The organism is Deinococcus marmoris, assembly GCF_001949125.1.
GTDB lineage: Bacteria > Deinococcota > Deinococci > Deinococcales > Deinococcaceae > Deinococcus > Deinococcus marmoris_A.
This window is the reverse complement of sequence record NZ_MSTI01000044.1, coordinates 58,187-79,448: the sequence shown is the minus strand read 5'-3', so window position 1 is coordinate 79,448 and position 21,262 is coordinate 58,187. Positions and strand designations below refer to the sequence as shown.

General features: G+C 64.3%; 18 protein-coding genes and 2 pseudogenes. 5 read left to right on the top strand and 15 right to left on the bottom strand.

Features of this window, described 5'->3' with window-relative positions:
- Positions 1-185, bottom strand: a pseudogene (locus tag BOO71_RS28250) (hypothetical protein); the annotation flags it as partial.
- Between the two features lie 166 nt (positions 186-351).
- Here BOO71_RS28250 and BOO71_RS06880 point away from each other — a divergent pair.
- Positions 352-597 (top strand): annotated as a pseudogene (locus BOO71_RS06880) (serine hydrolase); the annotation flags it as partial.
- 169 nt (positions 598-766) lie between these two features.
- On the opposite strand, the gene ddrA reads toward BOO71_RS06880, so the two are convergent.
- Positions 767-1,369 (bottom strand): single-stranded DNA-binding protein DdrA, encoded by a 603-nt coding sequence (gene ddrA / locus BOO71_RS06875; protein WP_075831210.1) that lies wholly within the window; start codon positions 1,367-1,369, stop codon positions 767-769.
- Positions 1,370-1,637: 268 nt separating this feature from the next.
- Here ddrA and hisB point away from each other — a divergent pair, with 268 nt between their 5' ends.
- On the top strand, positions 1,638-2,243 hold the full coding sequence (gene hisB / locus BOO71_RS06870; RefSeq protein ID WP_075831209.1) for an imidazoleglycerol-phosphate dehydratase HisB: 606 nt from the start codon (positions 1,638-1,640) through the stop codon (positions 2,241-2,243).
- Positions 2,240-2,866, top strand: a complete 627-nt coding sequence (gene hisH / locus BOO71_RS06865; protein ID WP_075831208.1) for an imidazole glycerol phosphate synthase subunit HisH — start codon at positions 2,240-2,242, stop codon at positions 2,864-2,866. The genes hisB and hisH overlap by 4 nt, the downstream gene beginning before the upstream one ends.
- 46 nt (positions 2,867-2,912) lie before the next feature.
- On the opposite strand, the gene BOO71_RS06860 is transcribed toward hisH, so the two are convergent.
- The 12 genes from BOO71_RS06860 to uvrC all read right to left on the bottom strand — a co-directional run bounded on the left by BOO71_RS06860 (position 2,913) and on the right by uvrC (position 18,556).
- Positions 2,913-5,117, bottom strand: coding sequence for a beta-glucosidase (locus BOO71_RS06860; protein WP_075831207.1), 2,205 nt, complete (start codon positions 5,115-5,117; stop codon positions 2,913-2,915).
- Positions 5,114-6,757 carry a glycoside hydrolase family 43 protein gene (locus BOO71_RS06855; protein ID WP_254843065.1) on the bottom strand — a complete coding sequence of 548 codons (1,644 nt, stop codon included), beginning with the start codon at positions 6,755-6,757 and terminating at the stop codon, positions 5,114-5,116. Before BOO71_RS06855 ends, BOO71_RS06860 begins: the two co-directional genes overlap by 4 nt.
- Positions 6,754-8,124 carry a GH1 family beta-glucosidase gene (locus BOO71_RS06850; RefSeq protein WP_075831206.1) on the bottom strand — a complete coding sequence of 457 codons (1,371 nt, stop codon included), beginning with the start codon at positions 8,122-8,124 and terminating at the stop codon, positions 6,754-6,756. The genes BOO71_RS06855 and BOO71_RS06850 overlap by 4 nt, the downstream gene beginning before the upstream one ends.
- Positions 8,125-8,356: 232 nt before the next feature.
- The gene (locus BOO71_RS06845; RefSeq protein ID WP_075831205.1) at positions 8,357-9,619 is read right to left on the bottom strand and encodes a hypothetical protein; all 1,263 of its coding nucleotides are present in this window, start codon (positions 9,617-9,619) and stop codon (positions 8,357-8,359) included.
- Between the two features lie 2 nt (positions 9,620-9,621).
- Positions 9,622-10,524 (bottom strand): carbohydrate ABC transporter permease, encoded by a 903-nt coding sequence (locus tag BOO71_RS06840; protein ID WP_083653131.1) that lies wholly within the window; start codon positions 10,522-10,524, stop codon positions 9,622-9,624.
- Entirely contained in the window at positions 10,521-11,465 is a 945-nt protein-coding gene (locus BOO71_RS06835; RefSeq protein WP_075831204.1) for a carbohydrate ABC transporter permease, read from the bottom strand. Before BOO71_RS06835 ends, BOO71_RS06840 begins: the two co-directional genes overlap by 4 nt.
- A 179-nt stretch (positions 11,466-11,644) precedes the next feature.
- A complete protein-coding gene (locus tag BOO71_RS06830) occupies positions 11,645-12,892 on the bottom strand; it encodes an ABC transporter substrate-binding protein (RefSeq protein ID WP_075831203.1) in 1,248 nt (415 codons plus the stop codon).
- A gap of 67 nt (positions 12,893-12,959) precedes the next feature.
- Entirely contained in the window at positions 12,960-14,003 is a 1,044-nt protein-coding gene (locus BOO71_RS06825; protein ID WP_075831202.1) for a LacI family DNA-binding transcriptional regulator, read from the bottom strand.
- 429 nt (positions 14,004-14,432) lie between these two features.
- The gene (locus BOO71_RS06820) at positions 14,433-15,185 is read right to left on the bottom strand and encodes a phosphatase PAP2 family protein (protein ID WP_075831201.1); all 753 of its coding nucleotides are present in this window, start codon (positions 15,183-15,185) and stop codon (positions 14,433-14,435) included.
- A gap of 24 nt (positions 15,186-15,209) precedes the next feature.
- The gene (locus BOO71_RS06815; RefSeq protein ID WP_075831200.1) at positions 15,210-15,605 is read right to left on the bottom strand and encodes a hypothetical protein; all 396 of its coding nucleotides are present in this window, start codon (positions 15,603-15,605) and stop codon (positions 15,210-15,212) included.
- A 63-nt stretch (positions 15,606-15,668) separates the two neighbouring features.
- Positions 15,669-16,583 (bottom strand): SDR family oxidoreductase, encoded by a 915-nt coding sequence (locus BOO71_RS06810; RefSeq protein WP_075831199.1) that lies wholly within the window; start codon positions 16,581-16,583, stop codon positions 15,669-15,671.
- A gap of 122 nt (positions 16,584-16,705) precedes the next feature.
- Complete coding sequence (gene uvrC, locus BOO71_RS06805; RefSeq protein ID WP_075831198.1) at positions 16,706-18,556, bottom strand: excinuclease ABC subunit UvrC; 1,851 nt, start codon at positions 18,554-18,556, stop codon at positions 16,706-16,708.
- A gap of 132 nt (positions 18,557-18,688) precedes the next feature.
- On the opposite strand from uvrC, the gene BOO71_RS27695 reads away from it, so the two are divergent.
- Together BOO71_RS27695 and BOO71_RS27690 are read left to right on the top strand one after the other, a co-directional pair.
- Positions 18,689-19,402, top strand: a complete 714-nt coding sequence (locus tag BOO71_RS27695) for a hypothetical protein (protein ID WP_075831197.1) — start codon at positions 18,689-18,691, stop codon at positions 19,400-19,402.
- A 17-nt stretch (positions 19,403-19,419) separates the two neighbouring features.
- Entirely contained in the window at positions 19,420-20,022 is a 603-nt protein-coding gene (locus BOO71_RS27690) for a histidine phosphatase family protein (RefSeq protein ID WP_175607385.1), read from the top strand.
- Positions 20,023-20,107: 85 nt separating this feature from the next.
- On the opposite strand, the gene bshA is transcribed toward BOO71_RS27690, so the two are convergent.
- Positions 20,108-21,232, bottom strand: a complete 1,125-nt coding sequence (gene bshA, locus BOO71_RS06790) for an N-acetyl-alpha-D-glucosaminyl L-malate synthase BshA (protein WP_075831195.1) — start codon at positions 21,230-21,232, stop codon at positions 20,108-20,110.
- Between the last annotated feature and the right edge of the window lie 30 nt (positions 21,233-21,262).

The window sequence follows — 21,262 nt, the reverse complement described above, 5'->3', positions numbered from 1 at the left end:
ATCCCAATGATGCTCTCCCTGCCCAGACACTGCTGATCTTGCATCTGCAAGATCAAACTGGTGTTCAACTCCACCCACGGCATTGGTTTCTGGAACCAGGCGCGATGGGTTCGCTCAGATGGCCCGCCATAGCGGGCCAGATTGGTGAAATTCAGTCGTCCAGGAACGACCAGCCACAGCACCAACAGCACCTGAAGATAGGCGGCCTGGGTGGAACGCAGGCTGGTTCCAGGGAGCAGGGCCGCTAGAATCTGGCTGGGGGTCGTCCGTTTTGTTGCCACACATCAACATGGACGATCCCCACCCCATTCGTCAAAAACCTTCCGGAGTACTGGGAAACCGCAGATCAACTTTTTTGGTGGCAAGGGCGGCAACGGCTGGGGCATCCTGACCTACAGCGGTTACTTTCAAACCAGAGATGGGCGGCGCGTCGTCTACGCCTTCATGCAGCACGGCGCGGACCAGACCTACACCATGCCCAATACCCGCCGCGCCTTCGCGTGGATCAACGCAGGGATCGAGGCGGTGCTGGGACCCGTGCCGGGAGATGTGAAGCCGGGAACCTATCAGCCAACGCTGGGGAAAGCCGCGCCGTAAGGCTGGATTTTTCGGCTTCAGATCAGAGCAACGCCGCCGGGATGCAATTTCCCGGCGGCGTCGTGTTCCCTCTTCGGCTAAAGCATTCGCGCCAGCGCGCCACTCATCAGCATCAGCATGAGCAGACCCAGGGTGACGGTCAGCAGGTTGCGGGTACTGGGCGAGGGATTCATGCGGCCTGTCCCTGGCTCACGGGCACGGGATGAATGCTGCCCAGCGCGGCCTTGAGGTGCTTGTAGACTTCCCGTTGCAGGTCCAGGTCTTCTGGCAGCTCGTAACGAAGTTGCTCCATCGCCTGGACCAGATGCGCTCCGCCGGGGCTGCGTTCGTGATCGGGCCGCGCCCAGTCGGGCAGTTCGGGGGTCACCTTCGGGCCGCGTCTGGCGTCGTCCCAGTCGACCCACTGCTTGGGCAGATCGTAAAGGTAGCGTCCGATCCCGAACTGCACTGCGCAGCGCTTGAGTGCGTCCGAGGAAGCAGCTTTCAGCGTGCCCAGATTGCCGTCCCCTGCCTCACCGATGTCCTCGCGGGTCACGCCCAGCACGGTCAGGCGGCCCTTGACGGTGGCGGTGGCCGTGCCGGGGATCACCTCGATTTCAAAAGACCAGGCGTCGGGGCAGATAGCGTCCAGCCGGTCCTGCACTGCGCGGGCGTCCACGTAGGACAGCATCAGCGCCCGGCTGCGGTCCTTGGTGTAACTCTGGGGTTTCCACCCCACCAGATGGGACGGAAACGGGGCCTGGAGTCGTTTCTGAACATCACTGAGCTTCATGAATTTAGTCTATAACAGAATCATATTATGGTCAAGACGTAATCCGTTGGAAATTGAGGTCTGGCTGATGAAGTGCAGAGATAGCTTGAGGATCGTGCAAAAGTGCGCGCAAAATGGCCTGAGCCTTCACGGATATTTTCAATATCGGATGATAAATGAAATGATAATGATCAAAATTTTAGAGCGTAGCGTTTGCCATGAACGCGTCCATGCGCCAATCTCAACAAGGACCCCTAAAACTGCTCGTGCATCATCTACACTCCTCACCATGAGCCGCACGGCCCCCGATTCCCGCACCGCCACCATGACCCGCAAGACCGCCGAAACCGAGATCACCGTTCGTCTGGCTCTCGATTCCTCCGTGTATGACGCGCCGCACACTGGGCACGGGTTTTTTGACCATATGCTCGACGCCCTGGCCCGTCACAGTCGCCTGAGCCTGAGCGTGACGGCCACGGGCGATCTGCATATCGAACCTCACCACCTGATCGAGGACACCGGCATCACGCTGGGGCAGGCTCTGTCGCAGGCGCTGGGGGACCGTAAGGGCATCGAGCGCTACGGCAGCGCCTTCGTGCCGATGGATGAGACTCTGGCGCACGCCGTCGTGGATCTGTCGGGCCGCGCCCACCTCGCCTTCGAGCCAGAGGCGCTGGACGTGTGGGGCGACGCGGGCGGCATGACCCACTACCACCTGCGCGAATTCCTGCGCGGCTTTTGTAACCACGGCGGCGTGACCCTGCATGTGCGCCTGCTGGCCGGGCGTGAGGCCCACCATGTAATCGAGGCGGTGATCAAGGCTGTGGCCCGCGCTCTGCGTGACGCGGTGGCCGTCACGTCTGCCGAGATGCCGAGTACCAAGGGCAGTTTGTGACCTCACCCGAAGTCCTGCTACTCGATTACGGCGCGGGCAATGTTCGCAGCGCCGCTAAAGCGCTGGAACGGGCTGGAATGCGGGTCCGCGTCTCCGCTGATCCCGACGACGTGCCGCACGCCTCCGCGCTGGTGGTGCCCGGCCAGGGCCACTTCCGGCAGGTCATGCAAGCCTTCGAAACGGGCGGCTTTCACGGCCCCGTCACCGACGCGGCGCGGGCGGGCGTGCCGCTCCTCGGCATCTGCGTGGGCATGCAGATGCTCCTGAGCGATTCGGAGGAAGCGCCGGGCGTGCCGGGCCTGAATCTGATCCCCGGCACAGTCCGCAAGTTCACCGCTGCCCCCGGCCATAAGGTGCCGCAGATGGGCTGGAACGCCCTGGAACGCGTCGGCGACTCGCCGCTGCTGCGGGAGCTGAATGGCCCGGCCTATGCCTATTTCGTCCACAGTTATTACGTGCCCGCCGATGTGGCGGTGCAGCACGGCGCACTCGCTGACTATGGCGTTCCCTTCTGGGCGGCCCTCAGCGTGGGCAACCTGCACGCCACCCAGTTCCATCCGGAAAAGAGTGGCGCGGTGGGACTGGCCCTGCTGGAGCGCTTCAGGCGGAATGTTCTGGGCTAGGCTCCGCCTTCAATGACTCTTCAGCCGTCTGCTACACCCACAGGGGTCACGGCAGGCTGAGTCGGACCAGCTCGTCCCCGGTTTTAAAGGTGTACTGGCCCGGCAAAACCTCGCCCCGGACCGTCCTGAACGCGTCACCCGTGAAGGCTTCCAGCCGTTCCGCCGGAATGTCGAGGCTCAGTGTGCGCGCCTCACCCTTTTTGAGTTCAGCCCGGACAACGCCCACCGGACGGGATACCGCTTCCAGGTTTCCGGCAGGCGGCAGGCTGGCGTTGACGATGAAGGTCGCCGTGCCTGCCTTCTCGCCTGTGTTTGTCACGGTGACGCTGATCTTTACGCCGTCCGCCGTCCTCGCCGCCTGCCCGTCACTGGTGCGGAAGGTGGTGTAATCCAGCCCGAAGCCTAGTGGGTACAGCGGCAGCGGTGCGTCACCTGCCCCTTCAGGTGGGCGGTCTGCGGTCAGGCCCACTTCGCCCAGACTGCCGGGCCAGGTAAACGGCAGGCGGCCCGGAAACCCGGCGCGGCCATACAGTGCGTCGGCCAGGGCTGCGCCGCCCTCGCTGCCGGGAAGGTAGGCCATCACGAAGGCCGGGAGGCGGTTTTGCAGGTCCTCCGGCAGCAGGATCGGACGGCCCGCCATCAGCACCAGCACCACGGGTTTTCCCGTTCCCAGCAGGTCGCGCAGCAGCCCGATCTGACCAGACGGCAACGAAAGGTTGGGATTGTTGGCCTGACTCTCGGCGGCAGGAGCCTCGCCCAGCGCCACGACGATGGTGTCGGCGTTCGCGGCGGCTTTTAGCAGCGCCTCGCGTTTGCTGTCGGGCAGCGCACTGACGGTCACGCCCGCTGGAGCAGAGGCTTTCAGGGCCGTTGCCAGCGTGCTGACCTTTGGCATGTAGCTCACGTTGCCCTTGCCCACCCCCTGCCAGTTGACACTCCAGCCCCCCAGTTGAATGGCCGCGCTGTCCATCGCCGGACCCGTGACCAGCACCCGGCCTGTTTTGATCGGCAGCGCCCCATCATTTTCCAGCAGTGTGAGTGTCGCCGCTGCCGCCCGTTTCGCCAGTGCCCGCCCATTGGTGATCACGCCGCTGCCAGAGGGCCGGGCGTCCATCAGGCCCAGTTGCGCCTTGAAGGTCAGCATCCGCAGCGCCGCCTCGTCCAGCCGCTCCTGAGACACCAGACCACCCTCCACCGCTTCCTTCAGGGCCGCCTCGTACTTCTCCACATCGTTGGGAACCATGTACAGGTCAATTCCGGCGTTGACGCTGGCTGCCGTGGCACGGACCAGATCGGCGTGGGTCTTGAAGGTGTTCACCAGTCGGTCAATGTCGTTCCAGTCGCTGACCACCAGCCCCTTAAAGCCCAGTTCACTCCGCAGCAGATCGGTCAGAATGTTTTGAGAGGCATGCACTGGCACGCCGTTGACGCTGCCGCTGTTGGCCATCACCGACATGGCTCCGGCCCGGATTCCGGCCTTGAAGGGGGGCAGATACAGCTCGTGCAGCGCCCGCAGACTGATCTCGGCATTGGCGCGGTCCCGGCCCAGCCCCGGCGAGCCGTAGGCCACGAAATGCTTGAGGGTGGCGGCCACCCCACCGGATTGCAGGCCCGTCACGCTGGCCGTGATCTGATCGGCCACCAGCCACGGCGACTCTCCGAAGGTCTCGTAAAAGCGGCCCCAGCGCGGATCGCGGCCCAGATCGGCCACCGGGCTGAAATCCCAGTCCATGTTCATGGCTCGCATATCGGCGGCAGTGGCGCGGGCCAGCTCCTGCGTCAGCGCCGGGTTAAAAGCCGCGCCCAGCCCCAGGTTGTGTGGGTAGAGGATGGCCCCCGGCACGTTGTTCACGCCATGCACCGCGTCGGTGCCGAAGACCGCAGGTACACCCCCTGGCAGATTCTGACGGCCCAGCGTCTCCAGCCCGCGCAGGGCATCGGCCCAGCCGCGCGGGGTGTTGGGCTGCGGGGCGTCTCCACCGCCGTTCAGCGTCGCGCCGGGCAACAGCCGGGCAAAGACATCGCCCGCATCGGCGGCAATCGGCCCGCTTTTCCCACCTTCCAGAAAGCGGAAGAAATGCGCCATGCTGACCTGCCCGATCTTCTCATCCAGCGTCATCCCTTCCAGCACGGTGCGGGCGCGGGTTTCGGCCTCCGCTTGCGGCAGTCTGGGAACAGTCTGCGCCCCTGTCACTGCTTGTGCTCCTGCTGAGGCCACCAGCAGTGCAGCCCCGAGAAGGAATAATTTCATGCCGTCTCCACGTATTCGGCCCAGTGGAACTCGGCAGCCAGCTTGCGCCCGCTGAGGTCCTGGCAGGTCAGCGCCAGAAAGGTGCCGGTGAAGCTGAGACCGCCACAATGTTCGTCGCTCAGCAGTCCGGCGCTCAACCTGTCGCCGATTTGCTGCCATTCCTCGCCGTCCACGCTGTATTCAAACCAGAACTGCCCGCCGCTGTAGACGATTCCCAGATGCACCGGGTTGCCGTCGCCTACCGGAACTTCTTCTGGAAGCAGCTCACGATAATCGCCGTTCTCGGACTGGAGAATGGCCAGCGTGCGTCCCCGCTGCTCGTCCCGGCTCAGGCGCAGGTAGACCCAGTTGCGGGAGTCGTAATAGGCGCACACGCCCGCCATCTGCTGAAAGTCTTCCGGGTCAAAGCTGACGGCGCTGCGGAAACGGGCGTCCAGCGCTTGCAGGCGGCGGCCCACCAGCGCCAGTTGATGCCTGCTGTTCAGCGATTCGTGCCCGATGAGTTTCAGGCTGTTGCCCGTCAATTCCACGCCCATCAGATTGGCTGGCGCACGCAAGGTCATCCACTCGGAGCGCAATTCAGACCCGTCAAAGTCGTCACGGGCAGGAGCCTCCGGCCAGGGATGCGGCGACAAGGCGGGCAACTCAGCGTGAAGCTGCGGGTGGTGTCCGCCGGAACCCAGGCGCGGCCAGCCATCCTCGCCCCACACCAGCGATTGCAACGCTGTCTCGCGTCCCAGCGGACATTCGCCGTGTTTGGTGATAGGCCGCCCGCACAGATAGGCGATCACCCAATCCCCATCCGGCGTGTTGGTGAAGCTGGCATGTCCACTCTTCTGAATGGGCAGGTCCGGCGCGTCCACGGCAGTCAGAATGGGGTTGTCGGGATGCACCTCATAGGGGCCGTGCAGGTTGCGAGAGCGGGCCACGGTGACCGCGTGTTCCCAACTGGTGCCGCTCTCCGCCGTCAGCAGGTAGTACCAACCGCCTCGGCGGTACAGGTGCGGCGCTTCGGTCACGCCCAGTTCGGTGCCTCTGAAGATGACCTCGCGCGGGCCGACGAGCCGCTTTTCTTCGGGGCTGTACTCCTGCAACACGATGCCGGAAAACGAATTGCGCCCGGCCCGGTGGTCCCACAGCATGTTCACGAACCATTTGCGCCCGTCGCCGCCCTCATCCACAGATGTACTGCCTTCCGAGTCATGAAACAGGCTGGGGTCAAAGCCGCTGGAGTTCATGTAAATCGGCTCGGACCACGGCCCCTCAATGTTCTCAGCAATCGTCAGATAATTGTGGCTGTCCTTGAAGACCTCTGTGCTGCCCCAGCTCTTGACATCGGTGTAGATCAGGTGGAAGCGCTGACCGTCGTGCGACAGGGCCGGTGCCCAGACGCCACCGGAATCGGCGTTGCCGCGCATGTCCAGCAGCGTCAGGCGGTCCAGCGGTTGCGCGGCGGGCCGCCAGTTCACCAGATCGCGCGAGTGATAGATCGCCACTCCCGGATACCACTGAAAGGTGCTGGTGGTCAGATAATAGTCTTCACCCACCCGCAAAATGCTGGGATCGGGGTGAAAGCCGCGCAGCACCGGATTGGTCAGGGCTGCACTCGCCTGATGCGGAGGCTCCGGGGGTCTGGTCACGCGGGCTGCCCCTCCTGTGCGCGGACCAGGAAATCGCGGTACCACTGCCCCGACTGCTTCAGGGTGCGCGCCTGGGTCTCAAAATCCACATGCACGATGCCGAAGCGCTTGTCGTAGCCTTCCGCCCACTCAAAGTTGTCCATCAATGACCACGCAAAGTACCCGGCCATCTTCGCTCCGCCCGCCAGCGCGTCTCCCACCGCCGTGATGTGCTGCTGGAAGTAGCGGGTGCGTGCGCCGTCATGTACGGTGCCGTCGTCTTCCACGCTGTCGGGGTACGTCGCGCCGTTCTCGGTGATGTAGAGGGCCGCCGGGTTGTAGTCCTTTTGCAGCCGCAGCATCAGGTCCGTCAGGCTCTGCGGGGCCACCTCCCAGTCAAAGCCGGTGTACTCGCTGCCGGCCACATGCACCTGCCGCAGGCCCAGGAAGCCCTCGCCGGGCGCGTCCTCCACCACGTTGCGCGAGTACATGTTGACGCCCAGAAAGTCCGTCGGCGCGGCGATGATTTCCAGATCGCCCGGCAGCACCAGCCCCTGCGCCTGCGGACTGGCGGCCCCCAGCAGGTCCACGAAGTCCTGCGGGTAGTCGCGCCCGAACACCGGGTCCAGATACCAGCGGTTGGCGAAGCCGTCCTGACGATGGGCTGCCGCTTTATCCGCCTCACTGTTCACCGCCGGGTACGCTCCCGCCAGATTCAGGGTGATGCCCACCTGCGCGCCGGGCGCATTCGCCCGCACTGCCTGCACACCTAGCCCGTGCGCCAGCAGCAGATGGTGCGAGGTGGCGAAACTCTCGGCCAGATCGGTATGGCCCGGCGCGTGGATACCGTTGCCGTAGCCCAGGAACGCGGCGCACCACGGCTCGTTGATGGTGATCCAGTGCTTCACGCGGTCCCCCAGTTCGGCAGTCACTACCTCCGCGTAGTCGCCAAAGGCCAGTGCCGTGTCGCGGGCAGGCCAGCCGCCCCTGTCCTGCAACACCTGCGGCAGATCCCAGTGGTACAGCGTCGGCCACGGGGTGATGCCGCGCGCCAGCAGGCCGTCCACCAGTCGGTTGTAGAAGTCCAGCCCGGTCCGGTTGGTGGCGCCGCGTCCGTCCGGCACGATACGCGGCCACGCCACGCTGAAGCGGTAGGCGTTGACGCCCAGACTCTGGATCAGGTCAAGGTCATTCTCCAGGCGGTGGTAATGGTCACAGGCCACGTCGCCGTTCTCGCCGTTCAGAACCTTGCCGGGCGTGGCGCAGAAGGTGTCCCAGATGCTCTGGCTCCGGCCATCCTCGTGGGCCGCGCCCTCAATCTGATAACTGCTGGTGGCGACGCCCCAGATGAAGCGGGGGGGGAAACTGGTGGCATTGGGCTGGTTCATGGGAACTCCTGGGGAAGTTTGAGAAAGTGGTTCTGGACTTTACCGGCGAGAGAGGAGACAGGCGGGGCTTGCCTTCCACGGACTCCAACTGAACAGACTTGCAAAAACGATAAAATCTGATCGGATACGAGAAGGAGAGGAGCGGGTTCCGGGCGTGGATTTGGCAAATCAGGAAAGTGCCGCTTTGTTAATGAAACAGCCGGAATCTGTAGTATACGAAAGCGCTTTTGCTTCAGTCCGAACTCTTCAAAACCACCCGAGTAAAACTCAGCGGCGGCAGCGTCAAAGCTCTGCCAAGCTTGAGCGCACGCGGCGGCCTGTCGGCGTTCACGTCCGCGTCGGTCACGGTTTTGGCCCCGATCACGGTATAGCCGGGCAAGTTAAGGATCAGCGGTGTGGCGTCCGGCTGGGTGTTGATGGCAAACAGCGTCAGCAGGTTGTCCTGTTTAGAGGCGTGCAGCCATACCGCCGGGTCATCGCTCTGGACGCCGAAGGTTTGGCCCCGGTAATTCGCCAGTTCGCGGAAGGCGGCGTAGGACATGCGGGGAAAACCGGCGTCGTCCAGCAGGCCATGATTGCCCGTCGCCATCAGGGAAAAGTAGGGATTGAAGACCGCGCCGGATTCCGACATCCGCAGCGCCGCCTCCGCCGCCCACAGGCCGCCCACCGCGTCCGAGAGGTGGGTGGCCCGGTCCGATCGGTAGGACTGCGCGTATTCAGTCACGCCCTGCGCCAGCATTTTGCCCTGCCCCTTCGGATTGGTGGCTGGGTCTGCCCACAGCTTTTTGACGCGCTCCACGGTGTCCGTCACCCTGCCGATGCTGGCAAAAGCTTGCGCGTCGCTGCCGTCGCCATTGGAGGGGTACAGGTGCCACGTCACCAGATCGAAGGCGTCGCCGCATTCCTTGATCACTGCGTCCAGAAACGCGCCAGGGTTGCTGACGGCTGGCCCGGCAATCTTCGCCTGCGGATCAACCTTCAAGATGGCGGCTTTCTGTGCCCGCACCACGCCGCAGTATTTCTGGGGCGTCCAGCTCGGGTCACTGCGGTTGGTGGCGTACAGGTCCGGCTCGTTGCCGATCTCGTAGTACGCGACGTTCAGGCCCAGGCCCCGCGCCATTCTGACCATCTCGGCAGCGTCTTCGGGGGTATTCTTTGCCTCCTCGCCGCTCCGGTTGCCCGCATCACGGGAAAAGACGCGGGTTTGCAACATCAGCGGGGGCTGACCCAGCAGCGTCCACATGGATTTCAGCGTTTCCATCGCCGCAGGCGTGCGGTTCTGCTCGTCGCCGATGTTGCCGCCGGGCCAGCGCAGGGCAGCGGGTTTCAGGGCATTCAGCTCTGCCGTGGCCTCGATCACCGGCATCCAGTTGCCCAGGTTAAAGGCGCTGACGCTGGCAGGCAGAATCGTTTTTGATGCTGCGCCGGACGGCGTAACGGTGGCGGCCTGCGCAGAGAGCAGCAGACCGAGACCCAGGATCAGAGTCTTTCTCACCCTCAGTCCTTGACCGCGCCGCTGGTCAGGCCCGAAATCACCTGACGGCTGGCGAACAGGAAGATGATCAGCAGCGGAATCACGGTCAGCACCACCATCATCAGCGTTGCGCCCCAGTCGGCGTTGACGTTTGTTGCGCCGCCAGTAATCTTTCGCAGCGACAGCGGCAGGGTCATGGTGCTGTCCTCACTGAGGCGCATGATCAGCGCGCCCTTGAAGTTGTTCCACGATCCCACGAAGGTCACGATGCCCAGCGTCGCCAGAATCGGGCGGATCAGCGGGACCACCACTTTCATGAAGATGCCGAATTCGCTGGCCCCGTCCAGCCGCGCAGCCTCAATGAGGGACTTGGGCAGCGCCGAGACGATGTACTGGCGCATCAGGAAGATGCCGAAGGCGTTGGCCATGCCCGGCACCCACAGCGCGCGTGGCGTGCCGATCCAGTGCAGGAAGTTGTTCATCACCAGAAAACTGGGAATGTCCATCACCAGCGGCGGAATCAGCATGGTGATCAGAATGAAGCCGAACAGGTACTGCTTGCCCTTGAAGTCGTACATGGCAAACGCGAAACCCGCCAGCGAGCAGAAGAACAGCGTGGTCACGGTGGACAGCGCCGCGATGTACAGCGAGTTCCAGAACTGGCGCAGGGCGAAGTTGTCGGTGGCCGTCATCATCTTCTGAAAGTTGCCGACCAGCGCGTCCCCGAACCACAGGTGCGGCGGCACGGTGAAGATCTGGGCACTGGGCAGCGAGGACCACACGAACATCAGGTAAAACGGCACCAGCGACAGGAAGCAGGCGACGCCCACGAAAAGCCACAGGCCCGCGCGCCCGAACGAGAAGCGGGATTTTTGCCGGGGTGGACGGGGTGTGGCGATAGGGGTTTCAAGCGGTTGAGTGGTCACTGGCGGCCTCCGCCCCGTGAAAACAGGTAGTTGTTGATCATGCTCAGCACGAAGATCGCCAGGAACAGCAGCCAAGCCATCGCCGAGCCGTAACCCATATCCAGGTCACGGAAGGCGACATTAAAGATGTGCATGGCCGAGGTCAGTGCCGCACCGCCACTGCCGCCCGCCTGACCCACCATGATGAACGGTTCCTCAAACAGTTGCATGTTGCCCACGATGGTGAGGGTGAAGGCGTAGAACATCATCGGTTTCAGCAGCGGCAGCGTGATGTAGAAGAATTTCTGCACCTTGCTCGCGCCGTCCACCGTGGCGGCCTCGTAGACGTCCTCGCTGATGGCCTGGAGGCCGCTCAGGTACAGAATGACGTTCCAGCCCACGTAGCGCCAGAACACCACCACGGCCACCGACACCGGCACCAGATCTGGCTGCGCCAGCCAGCGCACCGGCCCCAGCCCCACCACCGACAGGGCGTAATTCAGCAGCCCCAGGTTCTCGGAATACAGCATCCCGAAGACAATCGTGATCGCCACGGCGTTGGTGATGTACGGTAGAAACAGGATGGTGCTGATGCCGCTCTGCCACTTGCGCAGCGACTGGTTGATCACGAAGGCCAGCGGCAGCGCGATCAGGTGCTGCGGCACCCCCGAAAGCAGCCCGATCCAGACTGTGATCTTCAGCGAGACCCAGAACTGGTCCGGTGCGCCGAGTGCGAGCTTGAAGTTGTCCCAGCCCACGTATTGCCAGTTGCCCAGCCCGTCCAGCGGGTTCCACAGGTGAAAGGCCAGGAACAGGCTGAAGCCCAGCGGAAACAGCCCGAAGATCAGAAACAGAATGAAAAATGGGCTGACGAACATGTACGGCGCGGCGCGCTGCTGAAAGCGGTCATAGCTCCAGCGGCGGCGTGGGCGGCTGGTGGGCAGGGGCACTCGTTCTTGCATGGGGGTCATCCTTCGCGCCGTGCGCCAGGGGCGGCGCTGTTAGAAAAACAGTGCTGTGAGAGCAGCAGCGCTGGTAAAGCGGCACCCTGTAGGAATGGGAACGGGTGGCAATGGGAACGGGGGAGCTGCCTTTCTCGCTCCCCCGGACGGTCATGACATTCGGGTCAGGCCAGCCAGACTCAGCGGGCGCGGCGCAGGATCTGGGTGCGGGCGTCGGTCAGGGCCTGCTTGATGTCCTTGCCCTGCTCCAGCACGTTGGTCAGCTCGGTGTTCACGATCTGATCGGCCACCGAGTCGTACTTGTTCACGTCAATAGGCTGGGTCTTGCGGGCGGCGTCGCGCCACAGCACGCGGGCCTTCTGGTTGCCCAGGAACGGCACGCCCTGGCTGAAGATGTTGTCGTTCTGCGCGGTCAGCAGCGCCGGGAACGCGCCGTTGATGGTGAAGGCCGCGAGTTGCTGGGACTTGTCCATGGTCATGAACTTGATGAACTCCCAGGCCCACTGCTTGTTCTTGGCGGCGGTGGGAATGGCGTAGAACGAGCCACCCCACGAGGCGTAACCGCCTTCCGGCAGGTTTTCCACGCGCCACAGGCCCTTGGTGTCGGGGGCCATGTAGCTTTCCAGCGAGCCGGTCAGCCACGCGCCGCTGAACTGCGAGGCCACGGTGCCCTTCTTGAAGGCGTCGTACCACTCGTTGCTCCACTCGCCGATCTTGGCGTCCAGCCCCTCGGTGCGCACCTGCTTGGCCAGCGTGAAGGCGCGCAGGAAGCGGGCGTTGTCCGGGCCGACGAGCAGGTTGTTCTTGCTGTCAAAATAAATGCCCTCGCCGGCCTTGAGGTTGGTGCGGCTGACCACGCCGTAGATGCTCTGCGCGGTGTTGATCAGCGAGGCCCCGGTCTTGGCCTTGATGACCTTGCCCGCTGCGAGATAGCTTTCCCAGCTCTTGTTGAGCTGTGCGGGATCGACTCCGGCCTTGTCCAGCACGTCCTTGCGGTACAGCAGCGTGCCGGGGCCGATGTCGGTGGGCATGGCGATAAAGCGCTTGTCAGCGCTGGTGGCCTGCGCCACCGTGAACGGCGTGAACAGCTTCTTGTACTGCTCGGCGTTGTAGGGGGCCTTGTTCAGGTCTTCCAGACCCTTGCCCTCGGCAAACTTGCCCACGTAGCCGATTTCCACGGCCATCACGTCGGGCAGGCCCTGTCCGGTGGCCAGCGCAGTGGTCATGGCGTTGTGGTGATCGGCGAATTCCTGCGCCACCAGCTTGATGGTGATGTTGGGGTGCAGCTTGTTCCAGGCGGGCAGCACGGCCTTGATCGAGGTGTCCAGGCTGGGGAAGGCGGCGACCGTGATGGTGACCTTGTCCTGGGCGTGGGCAGTACCGGCAAGCAGGGCGGAAACAAGGGCGAACATGGCGATTTTCTTCATGGGAGACCTCCAGGGGTCAGAGTTGAAAGCGCTTTCAAGGTGGGCATAAAACGGGGCGATGCAGGGATCAGGAACTGTCGTGCATCAGCAGACCTCCTGCGGTAAGCGGATGAGGCACTGGCCCGGTGGATTCGCGGACGATCAGCCGGGGAACGTAGGGCGTCATGTGGGGTAAGTCTCCAGCCAGCAGGCTCAGCACCGTCTCGGCGGCCTGCTGGCCCAGCTCGTTGACCGCCTGATGCACGGTGGTCAGCGGCGGCGTGGTGTAGCGCGAGGAAAACAGATCGTCGAAGCCGGTCAGTGAAACGTCCTCGGGTACGCGCATGCCCCGGCGGTACAGGGCCAGCCGCGCGCCCAGGGCCATCTGGTCATTGGCGCAGACCAGCGCGCTGAACGGCACCCCCGAGCGCAGCAGGTCACTGGCCTCCTGCTCCCCGCTGGCCTCGGTGTAATCGCCGCGCCGCATCAGTGTGGGGCGCAGGGGCAGGCCGAGTTCCCGCATGGCCTCTTCAAAGCCCTCGCGCCGCTCGACGGCGTCCTGCTGCGTTTCCAGGCCGGAAATATAGGCCACTTCGCGGTGGCCCAGTTCGGCCAGATGCCGCACCACCTGCCGGATGCCCTCGCGGTTGTCGATCAACACACAGCGCTCGGTCAGGCCCAGCACGTTGCGGCCCACCGCCACCAGCGGCACCCGCTCAGCCACCTGTTGCAGCGCCTCGTCCTCGATCACCCCGCCCAGCACGATCATGGCGTCCACCCGGCGGCGCATCAGCAGATCCAGCGCCTGCTGTTCCTGCTCGGCCTGCCAGTGGCCGCTGACCACCAGTGGGTAGTACAGGCTGCCCTCCAGGCCGCGCTCGATGCCGGCCAGCGTCTCGCCGTAAAACGGGCTGCTGATGTTCTGGGTCAGCACCCCCACCGAGAAACTCCGCCCATTCGCCAGCGCCTGCGCCTGCACGTTTGGGGTGAAATTCAGGCGCTGGATGACCGCCTCCACCCGTTCACGCTTGTCCGGCGTGACATTGGCGGTGCCGTTGAGTATGCGCGACACGGTGCTGGGTGAGACACCCGCTTCCCGCGCCACGTGCATCAGCGTGACGGTGACAGACATAAGACAGCTCCTGGCAGGCACAGTCGCCTGCTCGTGAATCCAGATTAAGACTTGTTGAACAATATGAGCTTAGATGATTTTGAAAGCGCTGTCAAGAGCAGGCCGATCAGGTCCGTGGATGGCGATCTGAAGTGCGAGCGAGGCTGACATTGCCTCCGCCAGATCAGCTTGCCGAGGTTCTGCGCGCCACATGAAGTGCTTCGGAAACCGACTGTTTCAATTCTGATGGACCCGGTTCTAGAGCATTTGACGGAAAAGATGCATCGTCCTGAGTGAAGCTGGAGTGTCTGGGTACGATCTTCGGAACGCCTCAGCTTCGCCCAGTTCAACAACTATTCCGACAAATGCTCTAGTTCAGCTCAGCCGCTTCTCGGCGTCGTGCTGGACGAGTGCAAAGAGACCGGCGAGTCATATGCCGGAGCTGCATTGTCAGCGTGTCCGTTCCTTCTCGCTGTGCGGAACCGTTGTGGCCTCTGATTTCGTCTTGCCAAGCGTGTCTTTCTCTCCACCCGGCGAATGACGCAGCGTGGGCCAGCGCCGGGCCATCAGCAGGTACAGGCCATAAGCCCAGGCGGTGGAGGCCAGAAAACCCACGATCACGTCGGTGGGATAATGCACGCCCAGGTAGTTGCGACTGGCGGCCAGCAGCACGCCCCAGAATACGCCCAGCACCGCCACCGGCCAGCCCAGCCGCGAGCGCCAGAAGATCAGCCCCAGCGCGATCCCGAAGGCCGCGTTCGCCATCGCGTGGCCGCTGGGGAAACTGAAGCCCGATTCCACCAGCACCGCCCCCAGTTCATCCGGGCGCGGGCGCTGAAAGATCAGCTTGGCCAGCAGATTGAGCAGCGCTGCCCCGGACAGGGCGAAGACCAGATACCACGCGTGGACGCGTGCGCCCGCCCGTGCCAGCAGCAGCGCGACGGCCAGTGTGATGAGAGGCAGCACCCGCACCCCACCGATCACCGCCAGTGCCAGCGCGACAGAGGTCAGCGTCGGCGTGCGGTGCGCGCGGTACCACTCCAGAATCGCAGTGTCCCAGGCAAAGCCGCCGTCGCGGAACACGTCTTCGGTCAACGAGGCGATCAGCACCAGCGGCAGCAGCACGCCCAGCAGCAGCAGCAACAGGCCGCGCCAGTGGCCCTTGACGAACGTCACGATTTCATGGAGCAGGTTGGAGAACACGGCCCCATTACACCCTGTCCACCGTCATCTGCGCGCTTGGCGGATGCTTAACGCTCCGGCGCTAGGCCATACCATGCAGCCCCCATGCGCCACCTGCCGGATGTGTGGCGTGGCCTCTGCGGCGCACCATAGGTCTATCAGCGCTGGACCCACGGATGCCGCCCCCGGCAGCCAGCGCCCCCAGGACACACCATGCATTTTGATCTCCAACGCAGCCAGCAGCGCGTCCAGGCGTTCCAGCAGGAAGCCGCACGGGACCGACTGGCCCGCGAAACCCGCCCGCCGCAGTTGCCCCGCCCGCGCCCGCAGTTCCTCGCCCTTCTGCGCCGGTTGCGCCCCGCGTGATCGTCCGTTCAGCGCAGACCAGACGCCGCCCCCTTCAGTGACGAAGTGGGCGGCGTTCGTTATCAGCGCAGTCATTCAGCAGAACGTAAGAGAGCCGTGCAGACTTTATGGCTGCGCGGCCCTCTCGTCTCTAAAGGTCTAGTAGAGCGTTCCCCCGGTACTGGCGTACACGTTCCCGGTCATGTAGCTCGACTCCTGCGAGGCCAGCAGCACGTACAGCGGCGCGATCTCGGCGGGCTGTCCGGGGCGGCCCAGCGGAGTCTGCTCGCCGAAGGTGGGAATCTTGTCCTGTGGCTGTCCGCCGCTGGGTTGCAAGGCCGTCCAGTACGGGCCGGGGGCCACGGCGTTCACGCGAATCCCTTTCTCAGCCACCTGCTTGGCGAGGCCGCCCGTGAAATTGGCGATGGCGGCCTTGGTCATGGCGTAGTCCAGCAGGTTCCTGGACGGCTGGGTGGCCTGAATCGAGGTCGTATTGATGATGGTGGACCCCGGCTTCAGGTGCGGCAGCGCCGCCTGCGTGATCCAGAACATGGCGTAGATGTTGGTCTTCATGGTGTCGTCGAACTGCTCGGTGGTGATGTCGGCAATATCGTCCACCGCCGTCTGCTTGCCCGCGTTGCTGACCAGAATGTCCAGCCCGCCCAGGCCGTCCACGGCTTTCTGGACCAGTTCCTTGCAGAACGCCTCGTCCCTGAGGTCACCGGGAATGACCACCGCTTTTTGCCCGGCGGCCTCGATCAGTTTGATGACTTCCTCGGCGTCAGAGTCCTCTACCTTCAGGTAGTTCAGCGCCACGTCTGCGCCTTCCCGCGCAAACGCGATGGCGACGGCCCGTCCGATCCCCGAGTCGGCCCCGGTGATCAGCGCCTTGCGGCCCTTCAGGCGGCCAAAGCCCACGTAGCTGTCCTCGCCGTGGTCCGGGGTGGGGTCCATTTTCTCGGCCAGTCCCGGCGCGTTCTGCGGCTGTTTGGGAAAGGGCGGGCGCGGGTACTGGGTCTGGGGATCGCGCATCTCGTACTGGTTCTTCACGGGGGGGTTGCTGTCCTTGGTCATGCCCGCAAGTCTTGTCGCCGCTGTGGTGCCAGAACCCACCCTCCCACACACTTGAAAGGTTGCCTCAAGAGACGGTGGGCAGACGCTGAATCCCCGATTCGGATGGCCAGCCTATAGGACTGTTAGCTCAGCGGCACCCGGCTGGCCTCTCGCTGAACCAGGAAATCCTTGACGCTCTGCGCCGCCCGCGCGTTCATCCCCGGCACGGCGGCGATCTGCGCGACAGGGGCGGCGGCCAGGTCTTCCAGACTGGAGAACTCCTCCAGCAGCGCGTCGCGCCGTTTCTGGCCGATGCCCGGCAGGTCGTCGAACACGCTGCGGAGCATGTCCTGACCGCGCAATTTGCGGTGGTACGTGATCGCGTACTGGTGAACCTCGTCGCGCACCGCGATCAGGATTCTCAGCGCCGGGTGCGTTTGCAACAGCAGCATTTCGCGGTTAACACCCACCTCGGTTCCCGTCTCCAGCCACCACTGCGCCCCGTAGCGCCCTGGCAGAATGATGGTTTCCTCGCGCTTGGCGAGGCCCACCACCGGCACCTGGATGTTGGCGTCCTTCAGCGCGTCCAGTGCGGCGTTGACCTGCCCGCGCCCCCCGTCGATCACGATCAGATCGGGCAGCGGCAATTTGTCCGCCAGACTGCCCGTGAAGCGGCGATGCACCGTCTGCTTCATGGCGGTGTAATCGTCCGGGTGGTCCAGACCCTTGACCTTGAAACGGCGGTGTTCCCCGCGCCGCGCCCGTCCGCCCTCGAAGACCACCATGCCCGAGACGATGTTGGTGCCGAACAGGTTGGAGTTGTCGTAGCCCTCGATGCGCCACGGACGGTCCGGCAGCGCCAGCATCTCGCGCAGGGCGTCCAGGCCCGGATGGTCGCCGCGTCGCTCCAGCACCGCCAGTTCTGAGTCCAGCCCGTTGACCGCGTTGCGCTGGGCCATCTCGATCAGGTCCACCTTGTCGCCGCGCTTGGGTGTCCGCATGGCAGTCTTGCGCCCGGCCTTCTCGCTCAGGAATTCGGACCACAGCGGCGCGTCCTCGAACTCGGCAGGCAGCAGAATCAGCGGCGGAACATGCGTCGCCTGGGTGTAGTAGTCCTGCACGAAGGCACCCACGATCTCGCCGGGGGTGCCTTCCTCGGCATTGGTCAGGAAGCGTTTGTCGCGCCCCACCACGCGCCCGCCGCGCATGCGGAACAGTTGCACCATCGCGTATTCCCCGGCCTGCGCCACCCCCAGGAAATCCAGGTCAGTCTCGTCGCTGACAAAGGCGTGCTGCTCGGTGCCGAACAGTTTCTGCACGGCCAGCACGCGGTCCCGCACACGGGCGGCCTGCTCGAAATCCTGGCCCTGCGCGGCCACCTTCATGTCTTCCTTCAGGCGGGTAATGACGGCGGCGGCGCGGCCCTCCAGCAGCGATTTCACGTCGTCCACCACGCGGGCGTATTCCAGCGGATCGGCCCGGTCCACGCACGGCCCCAGGCAGCGCCCCATGTGAAAATTCAGGCAGGGGCGCGGCTTTTTCTGCATCGGCAGTCCGCTGTTCTTGCGCAGCGGAAACATGGTGTCGATCAGGTTCTTGACCCGCCGCACCGCCGAGGAATCCGGGTACGGTCCGTAATAGCTGCCGCCGTCCTTCAGCACCCGCCGCGTCACGATCAGCATCGGGAATTTCTCGTTGGTCAGCTTCAGGAAGGGGTAGTGCTTGTCGTCCTTCAGCGTCACGTTGTAGTGCGGGCGGTGCTGCTTGATCAGGTTGGCTTCCAGAACCAGCGCCTCGACCTCGTTGCGGGCGGTAATAAATTCCAGCGACTCGGCCAGCGAGGTGAATTTGCCGCTCTTGCCCCCGGCCTTGAAATGCTGTCCCACCCGGCTGCGAATGTTGTTGGCCTTGCCAATGTAAATCGGCACGCCCCCCTTGCGGAAGAGATACACGCCGGGGGTGGTGGGCAGCACGGGCAGATCGTCGAAATGCACGTCCCCAGCATAGGGGAGAGGCGGTCCGCGCACCGTGACAGGAGTTTCCGAGAATCTTGAGCGACCGTGCTGGCATGTCAACCGTGGGGCAGGCCAAAGTCTGCGCCCACGCGCGGCCTAAACTGTTCTCTGATGTCCGCTCCGCCCCCCGCCCCACTCGTGACCCTGACCGTCAACCGTTTTGCGCCCTCCGATCTGCGCGCGGGAATGCGGCGCATGGCGACGGACCACACCCACCTGCGCGGGCTGCCGGGCCTCGATTTTTACCGCCTGCTGGGCACCGGGCAGGGCGCGAAACTCTCGCTGAGCGTGGATCTGCACCGCTGGGGGCGTTTCGCGGTGTGGCAGTCGCGCGCCGCTTTCGAGCTGTTCGAGGACAGCCCCTGGCGTCAGCAGGAGCGGGAAGCCGTGGCCGACACTGTGACCCTGCTGCTGCGTCCCCTGCGCTGGCATGGACAATGGGCCGGACAGGAACCCTTCGGCCCTGCCGTCTCACGCCACCCCTCCGGCGAATTCCCCGTCGCGGTCCTGACCCGCGCCGTCATTCGCCCGACTCGATTGGCGGCCTTCTGGCGCGCGGTGCCGGGCACGCAGGAATTTCTGCCGGATCAGCCCGGCCTGATCTCCGCGCTGGGGCTGGGCGAGTGGCCGGTGGTGCAGCAGGCCACCTTCAGCGTCTGGCAGGACCAGGCGAGCATGCGTGCCTACGCGTATCAGGGCGGCGCGCACCGACACGCCATTGCCCGCACCCGCCAGGAAAACTGGTACAGCGAGGAACTGTTCGCCCGCTTCGAGGTGCAGCAGGTCCGGGGCGTGTGGGAAGGGCTGCCGTCCGGGTCGTCCTGACTGGCTACACTCCTGCGGTGACCATCTCTCGCCTTTTTTTAGCCCGTCACGGGCAGACCACCGGAAACGTCGCGGGCGTGCTGCGCGGCGCGGACAGCCAGCACGACGAACTGACCGCCGAGGGCCACGCTCAGGCTCAGGCGTTGGCCTGCAAACTTGCTGCTCTGGATCTCGATTCTCCCCGTGTCTATGCCAGTACCTATACCCGCACCCAGCAGACCGCCGCACCCGCTGCCGAGCTGTTGGGCGTGCCTGTGACCGTACTGGACGGCATTCAGGAGATCGATCCGGGCGACTGGCGCGGGCGGCCTTACAGCGATCTGAAGACTGGATTCGGCGAACTCATCGGCCCAGGCGACAGCATTTCCTTTCCTGGCGGCGAGAGTCAGCGCGACGTGGCGGACCGGTTCGAGGCGGCCCTTCAATCCGTCCTGAACCTGCCCGGCACGCCCATCATCGTTTCACACGGCGGCGCGTTGACCTCGGTCCTGATTCGCCTGCTGCGTGTCCCGGTGGTGGAAAGCTGGCGTTCAGACCGTTTCGCACAGGCCAATGCGGAGTTGACGGAACTGATCCAGGGACCTGACGGGTGGCAGATCAAACCTCAGAACGAAAAGTAGGAAGGAATCTTAATTTCACGAGCAAGACATATCGTGAATCTTTTCACTTACTAATCCATGTATGTGGAACAGTTGCTTCCAGACCTCAAGCCTCCCGCAAGACCCTTTCGTAGGCTTCCAGATACTGCGGCACGATCAGGGCGGGGGAGAATCGGGTGACCGCCGCCTGCCGCGCTGCCGCGCCCATGCTCAGGTACAGCTCGCGGTCCCGCAGCACCCGCAGCGCCGCGTCGGCCATGCCGTCCACATCTCCCACCGGGCAAAGGAAGCCGGTCACGCCGTCCTCGACGACTTCGGGAATGCCCCCGGCGCGGGCGGCCACCACCGGCACCTCGCAGCTCATGGCTTCGAGCGCGGCCAGGCCGAAACTCTCGTTGCTGCTGGGCAGCAGGAACAGGTCGCTGATGCCCAGCACAGTTTCCACGTCGGGGAATGATCCCAGGAAATGCGTCCTGCCGATCACCCCGAGTTGCTGGGCCAGTTCAAAGGCGCGCGGGCGATCCGGGCCGTCGCCGATCATCAGCAGCCGGGCGGGCAGTTCAGAGGCCACGCGGGCGAAGATCTGCACCACGTCCTCCACCCGCTTGACCGGACGGAAGTTGCTGACATGCACCAGCAGCGCCTCCTCCGGGTGGGCGAAGCGCAGGCGGACCTCGGGGTCGGTGATGCGCCGGAAGCGCCCGCTGTCCACGAAGTTATGGATCACCTCGATCTCGCGGTCAATTCCGAAGACTTCAGCGGTCTGCTCGGCCAGAAACTGAGACACGGCGGTCACATGGTCACTGCGCTCGATGGCGTGGCGGGTGGTGTGCCTGAAGGCGGGTTCCGCCCCCACCAGCGTCACGTCGGTGCCGTGCAGCGTGGTCAGCACCCGCCCCTTGCCGACGATGGCGCGCGCATGGATGGCCGCCGTCGCGTGTGGAATGGCGTAGTGGGCGTGCGCCAGCTCCACACCGTATTCCAGCATCACTTCCGTCAGGGTGTTGGCGGCGGCCAGTTCCGGGTACGGCTGCTCGAATAACGCGTAGGCGAAACCGCTGACCTGATGAAAGTATGGCCCGTGCATCCCGCCCTGCCCCGACAGCCGGAAGGGTTGTGCCGAGCCGACGAAATGCACCTCATGCCCGGCCCGCGCCACCTTGAGACCCAGTTCGGTGGCAACAACGCCGGAGCCGCCCGCGCTGGCATGACACAGGACGGCGACTTTCACTGGCTTGGTCCCGGTTTACAAGGTGTGGAG